The organism is Tardiphaga sp. OK245 (genome assembly GCF_900108575.1).
Lineage (GTDB): Bacteria > Pseudomonadota > Alphaproteobacteria > Rhizobiales > Xanthobacteraceae > Tardiphaga > Tardiphaga robiniae.
The window spans coordinates 510,672-526,029 of the sequence record NZ_FNWZ01000005.1 but is presented as its reverse complement, the minus strand read 5'-3'; the positions used below and the strand labels follow the sequence as shown (position 1 = coordinate 526,029).

Here is a 15,358-nt window from a genome sequence, read left to right as displayed (position 1 = left end):
CGCCCAGGGCGGTCGCAGAATTCTTCCACGGACGGACAATCTGGGAGCGAGCAATGGGCATCGTGCGGTTTGCATTGAGATTTCCGTATACCTATTACGTGGTGGCAGTGCTGATTCTGTTTCTCGGTGGCGTTGCCATTCGCTCAATGCCGACCGACATCTTTCCAGAGATTCGAATTCCCGTCGTAACGGTGATCTGGAGCTATACGGGTCTCTCAACACCTGAGATGGAAGATCGGGTCTCGACTTACAGTCAGTACTCCATCAGCGCGAACGTCAACGGCATCAAGAATATCGAAGCACAAACTCTGAACGGGCTTTCGATTCAGAAGATTTACTTCCAACCCGACGTCAATCTCGACCTCGCAATTTCTCAGATCGTTTCGGCTACAAATGCAATCCGTGCGCTGATGCCGCCTGGCATCCAGCCGCCAATCGTGGTGCAGTTCAATGCCTCCAGCGTTCCGGTGCTGCAGCTCAGCCTCAACTCGGATACGCTGAATGAACAGCAGTTGTATGATTTCGGCATCTACAGGGTCCGGCAACAGCTGGCGCCGGTGCATGGCGTGACGCTACCTACCCCGGCTGGCGGCAAGTATCGCCAGATTATGGTTGATCTCGATCCTGACAAGCTGCTGTCGCGCGGACTGACGCCGCTCGATGTCGTCAACGCGGTCAACACTCAGAACCTGACGCTGCCAACCGGAACCGCCAAGATCGGCGACAAGCAGTATACGATGCGTACAAACGCGACGCCCGCCAGCATCGCTGACCTCAACATGATCCCGGTCAAGTTTGTCAACGGCGCGACGATCTTTCTGAAGGACGTTGCCCAGGTTCGCGACGGGTCGGCAGTGCAGCAGAATATCGTGCGCCAGGACGGCCGGCGTTCGGTGCTGTTGAGTATCGTCAAGAATGGCAACGCCTCGACGCTGACCGTGGTCAACGCAGTCAAGGACGTGCTTAAACAAGCGCGGGCAGCAGCGCCCGCCGGCTTAAAGATCAACGAGTTGTTCGATCAGTCCGTATTCGTAAAGTCATCGGTGACGGGCGTGCTGCACGAAGGCGCGATCGCCGCCGGCCTGACGGCGCTGATGATTCTGCTCTTCCTGGGATCATGGCGCTCAACGCTTGTGGTGATGATCTCGATCCCGCTGGCGATCCTGTCGTCGCTCGTCGTGTTGTATTTCCTTGGCGAAACGCTCAACACGATGACGCTCGGCGGCCTCGCGCTTGCGGTCGGCATTCTCGTCGATGATTCCACGGTGACGATCGAGAACACGCATCGGCTGCTGACCGAGGAGCACATGGCGCTGCCGGACGCGACCCTGCATGGCGCAGCCGGCATCGCGATCCCCACGCTGGTCTCGACGCTGGCTATCAGTTGCGTCTTCACCTCGGTGGTGTTCCTCGATGGCCCCGCGAAATATCTGTTCACGCCGCTTGGCCTTGCAGTCGTGTTCGCCATGCTGGCATCCTACGGCCTGTCGCGGACGCTCACCCCGATCACCATCGGGCTGCTGCTGCGGTACGAAAAGCACGGCCCAGACGATGGCCATCCGAAGGGGCCGTTCGCGCGGCTGTCGGGTGCGTTCGAGCGCGGCTTCGAGCGGATGCGTACGGGCTACGTCGCGCTGCTGACCCAGTTGCTCAAGAATCGCGTCGCCGTGCCGGTGGCTGCAGTGCTGATCATCGGCCTCGGCGGCGTCATGCTGGTCTCTGTCGGCCGCGATTTCTTCCCGCTGATCGACGGCGGCGAGATCCAGCTCCACGTCCGTGCCCCCGCCGGCACGCGGATCGACGCCACCGAAAAAATCTTTCAGCAGGTGGAGGACAAGATCCGCCAGATCGTTCCGGAGAACGAGCGCAGCCTGATCGTCGACAATATCGGCCTGCCTGCCCGACCCTATAATCTTGCCTTTACCGACGGCTCAACCATCGGTGTCAATGACGGCATTATCCAGGTGGAGCTCAAAGAAGGTCACAAGCCTACGGCGGATTACGTCCGCAGGCTGCGTGAAGTGCTGCCGGCCGCATTCCCTGAAGAGGTGTTCTACTTCCAAGCCGCCGATATCGTAACGCAGATTTTGAATTTCGGGCTGCCGGCCCAGATTGACGTCCGGACCGTCGGCTACGATCCCGGTGACCTTGCCATCGCGCAGAAGCTGCGGGAGCGCATCGCGGCGATCCCCGGCATTGTCGATGCGCATCTTCAGCAGGAAACTGACGCGCCATCATTTTATACCGAGATCGACCGTACCCGCGCGGCGCAGCTGGGACTCAATGCCAGTACGATCGCGACAAATATCAATGTCAGCCTGAGTTCCTCGTCGCAGGTGTCGCCGAATTTCTGGACCGATCCGATATCTGGCATTCCTTATTATCTCGCAGTGCAGACACCCGAATACCGAGTCAATTCGCTCAACGCCTACGGCAATACGCCGGTGTCGAGTACGCTGACCGTCGGTGGCCAGCCGGTGCCGGGAATGCTCAGCAACGTCGCGACCTTCAAGCGCGAGCCGCTGCCCACCAACCTGAACCAGGCCAACGTGCAGCCGGTTTACGACGTCTATGCAAGCGCACAGGGCCGCGATCTCGGCGCGATCTCCGCCGACATCAACAAGGTAACGGCCGATTTGCAGAAGGAGATGAAGCCCGGAAACAGCATTGTCGTACTGGGCCAGATCCAGAGCATGAACGATGCTTTCGTCAACCTCGGTATCGGTTTGCTGTTCGCTGCTGTGTTCGTCTACCTCCTGATGGTGGTGAACTACCAGAACTTCAGCGACCCCTTTGTGGTGATGCTGGCGCTGCCGGCGACGCTGGCCGGCATCGTCACCATGCTGTTCATCACGGGCACCACCCTGAACGTGCCGTCGATGATGGGCGCGATCATGGCAGTCGGCGTGGCGTCGGCGAATTCGATCCTGTTGGTTACCTTCGCGCGCGAGCAGCAACTCGCAGGGCATTCTGCGTTCGAGGCCGCAATTCGCGCCGGCCACACCCGGATCCGGCCGGTGCTGATGACCGCGGCGGCGATGATCGTCGGCATGATTCCGATGGCGATCGGCAGCGCGGGGGAGGAGCAGAATGCAGCGCTCGCCCGCGCTGTGATCGGCGGATTGCTGTTTGCGACGCCGACCACGCTTTTGATCGTGCCGTACTTGTTTTCGCTGTTGCGCAAACGCGTCGACGGCCAGCCGCAACACGGCGTCTTTGAGGAGGCAAGTTCATGACCGGGATTCAGAGGTTGCATGAGGCGCGGACGCAAGAAGAGCCGTCCGTGGTAAATCGGCAGGCGGATCCGCCGACGGTGCGGCCTCGCTCCAAGGCCCGGCTGATGCTGGTTCTGGCGGTCCTGTTGCTACTCGGCGGCGGTCTCGGTTTCGGCTTCTGGCGGCACGAGCAGGCGCAGCAGGCCGTGGCGGACACAGCAAAGGAACTCCGCGATCTGGTCCCGGGCGTGAAGGTCGCGGTTATCAGCGACAGCACCGGCAGCAACGACATCTCGCTGCCGGCCACCACCACGGCATTCGAAGCGGCGAATATCTTTGCCCGCACCAGCGGCTATGTTGAAAAACGCTATGTAGACATTGGCGATCGGGTCAAGGCTGGCGACCTTTTGGCCGAGATCACCGCGCCGGAACTCGATCACCAGATCACTCAGGCTCAGGCCACGCTGAAACAGAACCAGGCTGCGTTGCAGCAGACCCAGGCCAGCCGCGATCTGGCGGACGCCACCAACGGCCGCGACAGCAGGCTCGTGAAGCAGGGTTGGTTGACGCTGCAGCAGGGCGACAACGACCGGCTGACACTAGCGGCCCAGCAGGCGGCGGTCGGAGTCGCGCAGTCCAACATCGCCGCGCAAGAGGCGCAGATCCGGATTCTCACGCAGGAGAAGGCCTATCAGCGCGTGGTCGCACCGTTTGACGGGGTTATCACCCAGCGCAATATCGACAATGGCAGCCTGGTTCAGTCCGGATCCACGTTCATGTATACGCTGATGCACAGCAATGTCGTCCGCGTTCAGCTATTCGTGCCGCAGGACGCAGCGTTCGGTGTGACTCCCGGCGTGAAAGCGAGCGTCCACGTTCCGGAAATTCCCAATCGGGTGTTTGACGGCACCGTCACGCGGATCGCCTCTGCGTTGCAGCCCGGCAGCCGGACGTTGTTGACCGAAGTTGACATCCCCAATCCGGATGGGGCGCTCAGCCCGGGAATCTATTGCACCGTGGATCTGCACGTTCCGCGCAAGACGTCCGCCTTTATCGTGCCGGCAGATGCTGTGATCTTCAACGCCGAGGGCACGCAAGTGGCCGTTGCGGAGAATGGCATCGTCCATATGCACAAGATCACCATCGCGCGCGATTTCGGCACCTCGTTGGAAGTGCGTGACGGCATCAAGGCAGGCGACGAGGTGGTACTGAATCCGATGGTGAATCTGGCCGAAGGTCAGAAGGTGAAAGCCCACAAGCAGGCGGTGTGAGCAGGAAAGAAAACGTAGCGATGATGCGACTGTTGGGCGTTTTGATGCTATCGCTGTTGGGCTGTGATGCGGTTCTGGCGCAGGTCTCGACCATGGGCACGACGTCGATGGGGCTTCCAACCACTCCTGGTACGATGGTTTCCTCGCCGCTCAACGGCCCGAGTCCGTTCTCCGCGGCAACGCTTCCGGGAGCAGCAGATACCAGCCTGGCTCCGGTGCCGCTGGCGTCGGATCCGACAACGCCGGGTACCGTTATCAATTGCGCGCCAACCACAGCGCCCAGTGCGGCGACACCCGCCGCCGCTCTGGGAACGATCTCGACGACGAATCTCGGTAGCGCGACCGGTACGGCCACCCCGACCACGCCGGTTGGTAGCCCGCTGGACTCCAGCAGCTGTATCCTGAACGGGAATACCAGCCCAAGCGACCCCTCATCGTTGCCGCTCACGACTCCGCTGATTTCCAGCGTCCTGCCCGGCACGCTTGAGGCGCCGACTGCCATCCTCGGCGACACCAGTATCGCCCTGTCGGCGACGATGCCTACACCGAACGCGACGGCCTGCAACGAGACCGTCTCGATGAACCTTGCCGCTCCCGGCATGATGGCGGCTGCCAATGCCACGGGTGCCACGGCGACGCCAGGGGTAACCGCGCTTTCGGGCTGCTGACTTAAGGTGCAGAGCTGTGCCTATGACTTCTTCTGGCGCAAAGCGGACTGCTCAACACTGGATTCCGAACCTCCGGATAGGGGCGGTGACGAACTACGCCCAATCCGCGAAAGCACCTTATACGGCTGCAAAAATGGCATTCTGAACAGCAGGTTGATTGCGCTTGTAACAGAATGATCGTCCCCACATTGGAGTAGTCTAATCTCACTTGACCGTGGACACCATTTCTCCCGTGGTCGCGTGCCAAATTTCAGTGTGGCCGACGATATGCTCAACAAATCTCACTTAGATGGCGAAACCGCGTCGGCTGGGCTGATATCCACGGATGGATGTGGAGACCGAAGAACTTGGTCGATGCGGCGCCTTCAGCATAAAGGCCGTCTAACGCATCCATCACCGAAAGCGCATAGTCTTCACTGGTCACCTTGCGATGGACGAGCATCTCCACGTCGTTCCATTCCGACTGGTTAGGAACGGAGATAAGCGGAGGCGTTGTCAAGGACCAAACGTTTCATCGAGTAGATGTCTGCAGTGTCATACTGCACTCACCGTGGGACCATTAAGAAGAGTTTTCAACGGATTGGCTCTCGCTCGTTGACAGAGGTCTAAGGCTTCCTTCTCCCCAGGCACTCATCTCTCGCGCGCGCACCCATTGTGCAGAGACCGGCGGCGGTGCCAATGCCTTCGCATGGCGTATGCTGGCAAGACGGTGACCAAGCACCCGCAGTGAACTCGGCTTCCGCACCGACAAGTCGTTTGCCGTGATGGACGCGATCTTGACCCTGCGCAGCCGAGTCGCATGGGCGCATGATTTCAACACCGACCGTTTCGCTTCGGCGACGTTCCAGATGCTGCGCGGTGCGAGCTTCGTCGTGAACGGCGCGGCACAGGCTCGCGATGTTGCGTCGACGACCGCATCCGCGGAGATGAAATGGACGAACGAATGGGCGGTCGCCGGCACCTTTGAAGGCGAGTTCTCGGATGTCACGCGCAGCTACGCCGGCAAGGCTGTGGTGCGGTACGATGTTTCCATGCATTCGAAACGGCGAATATCTGGCGCCGGCCAAGCGGCTGGTGGCGAACTCGCTATTATCCAGTAACCAGCGCTGGATCCCATGGGAAATCCGGCCTCCAAGCTCTAGCTTGCGAAGCTGCGAGAGATTGGCCACCGAGTCACCAATGCCATGCGAAAGGCTACGCAACAATCCCATACCCCGGCCAGAGGTCACAAGTAGAATTCCAACTAGCAGGCTAGCTCCGCCCGTGCTTCCAGTGCGCCGTCACTTCTACTCCCGATTTGCTGAGGTGGACATGCTGATCGACGTAGTCGATCCAATCGACGGGAATGAAGTGATGGTGCTGCCCGTCTGGCGAGCTCCGTTTGGTAAGCTTTATCGCATGCACGCCATCCAGGTGATCGACCTTGCCGACGACCTTTTTGTCCGACGAGATGACGTCCATATGCTCTTTGATTTGCGACGTGTCGACCATCTCGACCTCCTATGTTGTTGAGGCTTCTGCAACGCTAAGGATATCCGTTGGGGGGAACCGCACTCCTCCGCCAAAGTTTCATCTGTGGTTGAAATCGCGGCCAAAGTTCCACGGAAGGGCAAGATGTACGCAGGAAGACGGGGTTCGTACAATGCCGGCTCGCCCTTCGATGAGGGCTTCGTGCGGGTTCGCGGAGCTCGCGAGCACAATCTGAAGAATATCGACGTCGACATCCCCCGCAATGCACTTGTCGTTTTTACAGGGGTGTCGGGATCGGGCAAATCCTCGCTGGCCTTCGGCACGCTCTATGCCGAAGCGCAGCGGCGTTATCTTGAGTCGGTGTCCCCTTACGCGAGAAGATTGTTTAATCAGATGTCCATTCCGGAGGTGGACGAAATCGAAGGTCTGCCACCGGCCGTGGCTTTACAGCAGCAACGCGGATCGCCGACGACACGCTCGTCGGTCGGCAGTGTGACGACGTTGTCGAACCTGCTGCGCATGCTGTATTCGCGCGCCGGCGACTACCCGCGTGGACAACCACTGCTCTATGCCGAGTCATTTTCGCCCAACACTCCCGAAGGCGCTTGTCCTCACTGTCACGGAATCGGTCGGATCCACGATATTACCGAGGCCTCGATGGTTCCAGATGACAAGCTCACCATAAGAGAGCGAGCCGTGGCGGCTTGGCCGAGCGCCTGGCAGGGGCAAAATCTGAGGGACATCCTGGTAACTCTCGGTCATGACGTGGATACGCCCTGGCGCAAACTGCCGAAGAAAACCCGCGACTGGATACTCTTTACCGAGGAACAGCCCACCGTCCCGGTATATGCCGGTTACACGCCAGCCGAGGTGAGGCGTGCCCTCAGACGCAAGGAAGAGCCGAGTTATCAGGGCACCTTCATCGGCGCACGCAAATACGTCTTGCAGACGTTCGCAACAACGCAGAGCGCGATGATGAAGCGGCGGGTTTCGCAATTCATGCTGAGCGGCCGTTGCCCGGTATGTCGGGGAAAACGGCTTAAGCCCGAAGCCCTCTCGGTCAGATTCGCAGGCTTGGATATTGCGGAACTGTCTGAGCTTCCTTTGAAGGACGTTCGCGAGTTGATCGCACCGTATCTCCAAGGCAAATCTCAAATGCCCAAAAACCATCCGGAAAAAGCTCTCGTGGTCCAGCGCATTCTGGAAGATCTAAACGGGAGATTGGCGATTCTGCTCGATCTCGGCTTGGGATATCTCGCGCTCGAGCGCAGCACCCCGACATTGTCTCCTGGCGAATTGCAGCGGCTCCGGTTGGCGACACAAGTTAGGTCGAACTTGTTTGGCGTAGTGTATGTTCTGGATGAGCCCTCCGCTGGACTTCATCCAGCCGACACCGAAGCTCTCCTGCGAGCGCTGGACCGGCTTAAGGCAGCGGGCAATTCGCTTTTCGTCGTCGAACATGAACTGGATGTAGTCCGCCACGCGGACTGGATAGTCGATGTCGGCCCCGCGGCGGGCGTTCACGGGGGCGAGGTGCTTTACAGCGGTATTCCTAAAGGACTTGCCGACGTCGAAGCGTCTCAAACAAGGCGCCACCTATTCGGGAGCGCAACGCCCTTCGATCGAAGGCGCCGTCTCCCGCGAGGTCAGCTTCAACTTCGCGGTGTCACCCGCAACAATCTCAAGGACCTCGACGTCGACATTCCTGTCGGTGTGTTTACCGCGGTGACCGGCATCTCGGGGTCGGGCAAGTCCAGCTTGATCACTCAGTTTCTAGTCGAGAAGGTTGGAGAAATATTGGGGCACAAGAGCGGCGAAGAGGACCGGGGCGCTCCAGACGAAGGGGACCTTCTGGAAACCGCCGTTCAAACGTTAGGCGGCAACATCGTCGCGGGCATGGAGCACGTAAAACGTCTCGTAGTCGTCGATCAAAAGCCGATCGGACGCACCCCGCGGTCGAATCTCGCCACCTATACGGGGCTTTTCGATCACGTCAGAAAGCTGTTCGCGGCCACGAAGCAGGCCAAGGCACGGCATTATGATGCCGGCCGCTTTTCATTCAATGTCGCCAAAGGACGTTGCGAAACCTGTCAAGGTGAGGGCTTCGTCACCGTCGAATTGCTTTTCCTCCCGTCAGTCTACGCACCATGTCCGACCTGTCACGGGGCGCGCTACAACGCGAAAACATTGGAAATCAGGATCCGGGACAAATCCATTGCTGACGTGTTGAACATGACGGTGGACGATGCCTTCGCCTTTTTCGAGAAAAATGCGCTACTACGACGTTCGCTGGGCGTCATTCGAGAGGTCGGCCTCGGTTACATTAGACTCGGTCAGTCCGCGACGGAACTCAGTGGCGGCGAAGCCCAACGGATCAAGCTCGCCACCGAGTTGCAACGGGCTCAGCGGGGGGCGGAACTTTATGTACTGGATGAGCCGACCACTGGATTGCATCCCTCAGACGTCGAAAAGCTAATGGCGCAGCTTCAAGGCCTGGTGGATGCCGGCAACACCGTGGTCGTCGTCGAACACGACATGGCAGTGGTCGCCGAAAGTGATTGGGTGATCGATATGGGCCCTGGCGCAGGCATTGAGGGCGGGTCCGTCGTGACCGCCGGCGAACCCCAACAGGTTGCGCGCAATACCGAAAGCCGCACTGCCAAATTTCTGGAAGCCTTAATCGGTTAGAGATCCGATCAACTTGCGCCTCAGTTGGCTTTAGCGTCGATCGTAAAACTTGTCAGCCCGTTGCTGATCGATAACGCGCTACCTCGGAGAACTTGATCCGCGCCCACCGACAAGTCAGCCGCCGACCTGAAAAGGGCTATCGCTGCAGACATACCGACGAGTGAATCGAGTTCATTCTGTCGAACGCCTTTGAAGGCACTAGAGCTTCGATCGCCCGCGATAATGCTGTCCCGTCGTCACCGAACGCCTCGCCCTTTTCCTAGAGCCACTTCTCAGCATCAAAGGTTTATTGGAACTTTTCGCTGCCCCATCAATTGTAGCGCGACCGTCGCTTCCGGCTGTCAACAGGGGCGCATCAGTGGAAGACCTTCCAGTAATCCTGCTCGTTGAAGACGAAGAGCTGATCCGAAATATAGTTGAAGAGACGTTGGGCGATGGCGGATTCAAAGTCATCGTTGCCAAGTCCGGGGATGAGGCGGTTAGACTACTCGATAGTTCCGCACCCAAATACCGCGCACTGGTGACCGACATAAAGTTGAGTCCCGGCACACTATCGGGGTGGGATGTAGCCAGGCACGCAAGAGCGATCGATCCTGAACTGGCTGTCGTATATATGACCGGGGATAGCGCCGCGGAATGGGCTTCCCAAGGCGTGCCGAACAGTGTCCTCCTGACAAAGCCTTTTGCACCGGCACAGCTACTGACGGCGGTGGCACAACTTCTCAACGTTGGCGGTCAAAACCCTTCTTAATTGCGCTTCATCACTATCCTCTTCAGCCGAGATTTTCCTGACCTATGACAACCAGATTGAAGCAGCTATCGCAGATCGCGACATCGATAGACTGATAAGATTTGCATACGGAGACACTCGCAGGTGCACGACCGTTAAAGGTGAACCGATGTGCGTCTGCAAGATGTTGGCGAACGCACTTCGCTCCAAGGTTGTTACGCGCTCACTGTTCGAAAACAGGATTGAGCGCATTAGTTCAGTCTGAACGGCTCCACTTCTCCTTGATAGCAAGTGTTTTGAAGAATATTATCAAGCGTGGACTTTTGTAACTCATGACGTGCTGCCATGCCGCGCACCCGAACTCCACCTTGTCAAAATTGCGGAGCCGCCACTCACTGGATCAGATGCTCCCTCCCGGAAAAGGGCTTCGTTGTGCATTCCTACGAATGCCCAAAGTGCAGCTTCATCAATACCGCCGTTGAGCCAGATCCCGCGATCCAAGCCGCAGGCTGGTTGGAGGGCGAGCTTCGACCGATGGAGAAATAGCCGTGAGCAGGCACCTTCTTGCGTAGCAATGGGACACGGACGACGTTGCCAAGCTGAAAGCACTGGTCGACAGCGGAGCGTCTGCTCTACGTGCCGCAGCAGCGCTCCGCCGGCCATTACGTCAGTCAAAATGAAGGCGTGCGATTTGGGTATTCAGCTGCCAAGCGTACGCAAGATAAGGGCCGATCTGCGAGACAAGGGGGTGCTATCGAGGATCGGCGACACCGATAACCCGCTGTGGCAGCTTCTGGGTGCGAAGCGGACCTTCGATCAGGTGTCGATCGGCTATGCACGTTCAAACTAAAAGGCGTTGCAGAGGAATGCTCAGCTTTAGCCTAAGACCGTTTCTCAGCCAGTTATGCTCGATCCGGCCTCCCAGTTCTCCGGTCACACTGCGGTCGATGAGAGTGCTACCAAAGCCACGCGTCTGCGGTTTTACATGAATTTCAGGACCGCCGGTTTCGTCCCAGTCCAGACTGAAGTAGTCACCGCTCGCGTTCCATGTGACATGGATCGAACCATCCGGCCTTGACAGGGCCCCGTACTTGACCGCATTCGTCGCCGTCTCGTGCAACACTAAAGCAAGGCCCGTCACGGCCTTTGCTCCCACTGGCACGTTGGGTCCGCTTATGACGATGCGGTCAGGCGAGCCATCTTCATAAGGCTGCAACACGGTGCGCACCAGCGCGTCCATCGTTGTCTGCTCGCTCTCGTGCTCAGTACCCATGATACCTGGACGGACAAGATCCTTGGCTCGCAACAGCGCGTCCAATCGGCCACGAAGAGCTTGAGCCATCTCCTTTGGGCTTCCGGCACTCCGTGCACTCAGACTAATCATTGAGTGGAAATTGGCGAAAATGTTTTTTACTCGGTGATCCGCTTCGCGAGCGAGCAATCGTTGACGCTCTTGTGCGTTCTTCTGATTGGTCACGTCGATCACCACACCAACGAAGCGGCCCGGCTTACCATTCTCGCTGTAGAGGCATTCACCGCGCATCTCGACCCAGCGGATACTCCCGTCTTTCTGAAGAAGCCGATACTCTTGAACATACTTTTCCCGGGTGAGGACAGTGTGGTTCACGGCATCGGCGATCCGTCGAACATCCTCGGGATGAACACCAGCTAGATACTCCGACAACGGAGCACCTTTGTCTCCTTTGGCGGGATCGACCGAGAACATCTCAGCAAATCGCGCGTCGGAATAGAAGGTGTCGGACTGTACATGCCAACTAAACGTACCTACCATCCCAGAAGCGTTCAGAGCTTGTCGTAGTCGCTCCTCCGCGATGCCTAACGCTCGCTCTGCCAACACCTGCTGAGTAGTTTCCACGACAATGGCGAGAACGCCTTCCGGACGACCATCCTCGCCCAACACTGGGCTGTAATCGAGGTTCATCCAGACCTGCTCAGGAACGCCTGAACGATGAAGGGTCAGTTCTTGGTTGCGGTACGAGAGCGTGCCCCCGCTCAAGCCGACCTTCATCACGTTGTCGTTGAAGTCGGCCACCTCGGGCCAACCTTCCCGCACCTTTGAGCCGAACAGGAGGGGATGACGTCCTCCGGCAAAAATAGAATAGGCGTCATTGTAAAGCATGATGCCGTCCGGTCCCCACAAGAGCACAATGGGAACTGGGGAGCGCAGCAATACGCTAACCGTGGTCTTCAAGCTTTCTGGCCACTCGGGGATTGGCCCCAAACCGGTGTTGGACCAATCGAGCGCACGAATAAGAGCGCCATTTTCACCACCGCCGAACGGGAAAGGTTCGTCAGACACCGAGCCCGTCACGGCCACTCCCCTGATGCTGTTGGTACCTGGTCCAAATCAGCGGAACACAGCTATCCCTCACCATCTTAGGCGCGTTCACACAAGTGGGAAATGGCTAAAGCTGGCCTCCATGGCTGCTTTGGGGCAAAGCTGATCTGGGATGGACCTCCGCTTCGGGCGCAAAGCTGCCTTTTGATCGGCGCCAGCCATGGCTTTTCGCAACGTCACCGGGTCGGTACCGTAAATCATTGAGAAGTCGGGGAGGGCCTTCGGCAACCTTGATGACACTTGCTCGGGTGAGCTCAGGGGGGCGGCGCCGGTCGGCGGCGGACGTTGCCGTTCAGGCACCATTGAACTCTCTCCGGAAGCCGGCGTTGACGGAGGTGGAGGTCGTTCGTGTTTCGTATTTTGTATCTTAGCACTGCAAATCAGCCGTTTTCACCCGGGGATCTTTCCGAGCTATTGCAGAAGGCAAGGGCGCGGAATGATGCCGCGCATATAACAGGCATGCTTGTCTATTCCGACGGCGACTTTCTTCAAGCGCTTGAGGGAGAGCCGGAGAATGTGATCGAAGTTTACGGCCGTATCAGCGTCGATCCGCGGCATCGAGATATCAGCTTGCTCCAGCGCGGCATTGGATATGGGGACCGGCTGTTTCCGAACTGGGCAATGGGCTTCAAGCGGGTGCCTGATCAGACGTTAGTCGACGAAGCGGTTGGGGTGAACGGCCGTGTGAAATTGCGATATCTGGATGCGATGTCGGCTCTGGATTTCCTGTTGGCGTGCAGCCAAAACCAGACGTAAATGGTGCCCTCAGACGGGCGCCCTGAACTTGAGACGGACCTCCAACCGGATGTCCGGACAGTCGCTTAGAACTTCCCGTCTCGCTGCTCGTAAGCGCCCTTGTACAGCAGAGAAGAATCGCCACCAAGCAAAACGCCGTCAAACAGCACGACGACGCCGGCTCCTCCGCGCTTGCCGGGGCATTGAATGCGATGCTGTAAAGCCCGTTTTGTAGCAAAGACCTACCCTTGGCCGCGATGGATAGCGTCTTGCAATCCCTTACTCGCGGTCTGGCTCCGCCGATGCGAGGCTTCGGAACACCCCGCCGAAAGCGAAAAAGATCCGGCGACCGTCAGTATTGTGGCGGATTTGACGCAAGGCATGGCGAATGCCTTTAAGACCGAGAAGGAACTCGAGAATAGCCTAGCTGTTTTCAAGGTATGTTCGACGATGACACATTCTCGCATGTCAAAACGCCGGAACGGCATGTCTGATTTCCGGTCAACGCCAAATCCCATTTTCGGAAAAAATTCCCTAGAGAGACATGACTATGTCGAAGAACACGAACGACGCCGAGACCCTATCCATGTGGGCGACGGATATCCTCCTTGAGGCCCACGCCATCGCGCCATGTCCAAATCACGGCTATATGCGGCTTCGTCACAGCCACCATGCCGTGGATTACGCAAGATCGATCGCCGAACATCGAAAGTTCTCCGGCAAGAACAAGGAGCAACGGGTGAAAGCCATCGAGAAAGTGCTCGATGGCTTGGCCGACACCTGTCCGGCCTGCGAGTGATGACCCGGAAGCTCAAGACCTACCAGACATCGATCGGCTTTTTCGACTTGGCCGTCGCGGCGCCGTCCATGAAGGCCGCGCTCGATATCTGGGGCGCCGACAGCAACCTGTTTCACCAGGGCTTCGCCAAGGAGACTGACGACCCTGCAATCGTCTCGGCAACAATCGCGCATCCCGGCACCGTTTTGCGGAGAGCGGTCGGCACCAATGGCGCGTTCGAGGAGACGAGTGAACTTCCGAAAGACCTTGCGGCCCCCAAGAAAGTGTCAGCGCTGCGGAAGCGGGCCGCGCCTCGGGTCAAAGCGGCCAAAGTTGACAACGTGCAAGCACGTCGGGCCGCGGCCGCCTTCGACAAACAGCGGCGGAAACGCGAGGCCGACCAGCGCAAGGAAGAACGAGCCAGGACCAAGGAGCGAGAGCGGAAAGCAGCGCAGGTTGCAAACGCCCAAGGAGCCTTTGATGCCGCTGAACAGGAGCACGACGCGAGGGAAGCCGCGATACAAGGGGAACGAGACGAAATCGACAAGCGCGCGGAAGCGGAGCGACGGCGCTGGGAGCAGCAACGCGAGAAGCTAGCTGCCAGTTTACATCGGGTGAAGAAGGGCGGCGACTAAGGCCGGCATTGGAACGGAACTCCGATCGTTCGGTTTCGTAGGCATGCAGCTTCGCAACACCGATAAAATTTGCATCGCCGCCGCGTTTCCGCTGGCGCTGATCCTCCTTGCGATCGCGTACGCGCCGTTTCTGTTCGGCCGGTCATGATGTGCCGGCTCTGCCCGACCTTTGACTTCTTACTACGGCTCCATAACTAGGATCGTAGATCCACAGCCTTGGTAAAATCCACTGTCCAACCAGTTCAGCTTGTTTACGGAAAACACGACAGGTCCCGAAGGCCTCCGGTATGTCGACGACTTCGTTTCGGAAGCGGAAGCGCTCGACCTTATAGCCCAGGTGGCCGACTTGCCCCTCCAGCCGTTTCAGTTCGGCCAGTATGAGGGCAAGCGTCGCGTAGCCTCCTTCGGGTTCAGCTACGACTATACGGCACGCCGCCTCGTTGAAGCCGAGCTGATTCCTGAATGGCTCGCCGATGTCTCACATCGCGTCGAGACTTTCGGTGGACCCAGTACGCGCATACAGCAAGTTCTCTGCACCGAATACGACGTCGGAGTCGGGATCGGTTGGCACAGGGACAAGCCGCACTTCGATCGGATCTTCGGCCTGTCGCTGGGCGCGATGTGCAAGTTCCGATTTCGCAGGCCCGCTTCGACCAAGTTCGAGCGTTTCACCCTCGAAGCGAAGTCCCGTTCGATCTACATGATGTCCGGCGAGGCGCGGTCGGTATGGGAACACAGCATTCCGGCCGTCGAGGCCAAACGCTACTCCATCACCTTCCGGACGATGGTCGAGCGTAGCCCCTAACGGC

General features: G+C 58.5%; 13 protein-coding genes. 10 read left to right on the top strand and 3 right to left on the bottom strand.

Features of this window, described 5'->3' with window-relative positions; genetic code table 11:
- The first annotated feature begins 53 nt into the window (after nucleotides 1–53).
- Genes BLW80_RS25605 through BLW80_RS25595 form a run of 3 tightly spaced genes read left to right on the top strand, consistent with a single transcriptional unit; the run spans nucleotide 54 to nucleotide 5,154 of the window.
- A complete protein-coding gene (locus BLW80_RS25605) occupies nucleotides 54–3,236 on the top strand; it encodes an efflux RND transporter permease subunit (protein ID WP_093760856.1) in 3,183 nt (1,060 codons plus the stop codon).
- Nucleotides 3,233–4,486 carry an efflux RND transporter periplasmic adaptor subunit gene (locus BLW80_RS25600; RefSeq protein ID WP_093760854.1) on the top strand — a complete coding sequence of 418 codons (1,254 nt, stop codon included), beginning with the start codon at nucleotides 3,233–3,235 and terminating at the stop codon, nucleotides 4,484–4,486. The genes BLW80_RS25605 and BLW80_RS25600 overlap by 4 nt, the downstream gene beginning before the upstream one ends.
- A gap of 20 nt (nucleotides 4,487–4,506) precedes the next feature.
- Nucleotides 4,507–5,154: a hypothetical protein gene (locus BLW80_RS25595; RefSeq protein ID WP_139285944.1), complete on the top strand. Its 648-nt coding sequence runs from the start codon at nucleotides 4,507–4,509 to the stop codon at nucleotides 5,152–5,154.
- A 271-nt stretch (nucleotides 5,155–5,425) separates the two neighbouring features.
- On the opposite strand, the gene BLW80_RS30525 is transcribed toward BLW80_RS25595, so the two are convergent.
- Nucleotides 5,426–5,602, bottom strand: a complete 177-nt coding sequence (locus BLW80_RS30525; RefSeq protein WP_170849800.1) for a hypothetical protein — start codon at nucleotides 5,600–5,602, stop codon at nucleotides 5,426–5,428.
- A gap of 328 nt (nucleotides 5,603–5,930) precedes the next feature.
- On the opposite strand from BLW80_RS30525, the gene BLW80_RS25585 reads away from it, so the two are divergent.
- Nucleotides 5,931–6,254, top strand: a complete 324-nt coding sequence (locus BLW80_RS25585; protein ID WP_502688632.1) for an autotransporter outer membrane beta-barrel domain-containing protein — start codon at nucleotides 5,931–5,933, stop codon at nucleotides 6,252–6,254.
- A 151-nt stretch (nucleotides 6,255–6,405) separates the two neighbouring features.
- Here the strand turns inward: BLW80_RS25585 and BLW80_RS25580 are convergent, their stop codons facing one another.
- A complete protein-coding gene (locus tag BLW80_RS25580) occupies nucleotides 6,406–6,645 on the bottom strand; it encodes a DUF2171 domain-containing protein (protein ID WP_093760846.1) in 240 nt (79 codons plus the stop codon).
- A gap of 123 nt (nucleotides 6,646–6,768) precedes the next feature.
- Between BLW80_RS25580 and uvrA the strand changes: the two genes are divergently transcribed.
- A complete protein-coding gene (uvrA, locus tag BLW80_RS25575; RefSeq protein WP_093760844.1) occupies nucleotides 6,769–9,312 on the top strand; it encodes an excinuclease ABC subunit UvrA in 2,544 nt (847 codons plus the stop codon).
- Nucleotides 9,313–9,670: 358 nt separating this feature from the next.
- Entirely contained in the window at nucleotides 9,671–10,063 is a 393-nt protein-coding gene (locus BLW80_RS25570; protein ID WP_093760842.1) for a response regulator, read from the top strand.
- A gap of 820 nt (nucleotides 10,064–10,883) precedes the next feature.
- Here the strand turns inward: BLW80_RS25570 and BLW80_RS25565 are convergent.
- Nucleotides 10,884–12,374 carry a PAS domain-containing HWE histidine kinase family protein gene (locus tag BLW80_RS25565; protein WP_139285943.1) on the bottom strand — a complete coding sequence of 497 codons (1,491 nt, stop codon included), beginning with the start codon at nucleotides 12,372–12,374 and terminating at the stop codon, nucleotides 10,884–10,886.
- Between the two features lie 375 nt (nucleotides 12,375–12,749).
- Between BLW80_RS25565 and BLW80_RS25560 the strand changes: the two genes are divergently transcribed.
- From BLW80_RS25560 to BLW80_RS25545, 4 genes are all read left to right on the top strand, one after another.
- On the top strand, nucleotides 12,750–13,157 hold the full coding sequence (locus BLW80_RS25560; protein ID WP_093760838.1) for a BLUF domain-containing protein: 408 nt from the start codon (nucleotides 12,750–12,752) through the stop codon (nucleotides 13,155–13,157).
- 529 nt (nucleotides 13,158–13,686) lie between these two features.
- Nucleotides 13,687–13,935, top strand: coding sequence for a hypothetical protein (locus tag BLW80_RS25555; RefSeq protein ID WP_093760836.1), 249 nt, complete (start codon nucleotides 13,687–13,689; stop codon nucleotides 13,933–13,935).
- A complete protein-coding gene (locus BLW80_RS25550) occupies nucleotides 13,935–14,549 on the top strand; it encodes a cell envelope biogenesis protein TolA (protein ID WP_093760834.1) in 615 nt (204 codons plus the stop codon). Before BLW80_RS25555 ends, BLW80_RS25550 begins: the two co-directional genes overlap by 1 nt.
- A gap of 247 nt (nucleotides 14,550–14,796) precedes the next feature.
- Nucleotides 14,797–15,354, top strand: a complete 558-nt coding sequence (locus tag BLW80_RS25545) for an alpha-ketoglutarate-dependent dioxygenase AlkB (RefSeq protein ID WP_093760832.1) — start codon at nucleotides 14,797–14,799, stop codon at nucleotides 15,352–15,354.
- Nucleotides 15,355–15,358 lie beyond the last annotated feature (4 nt).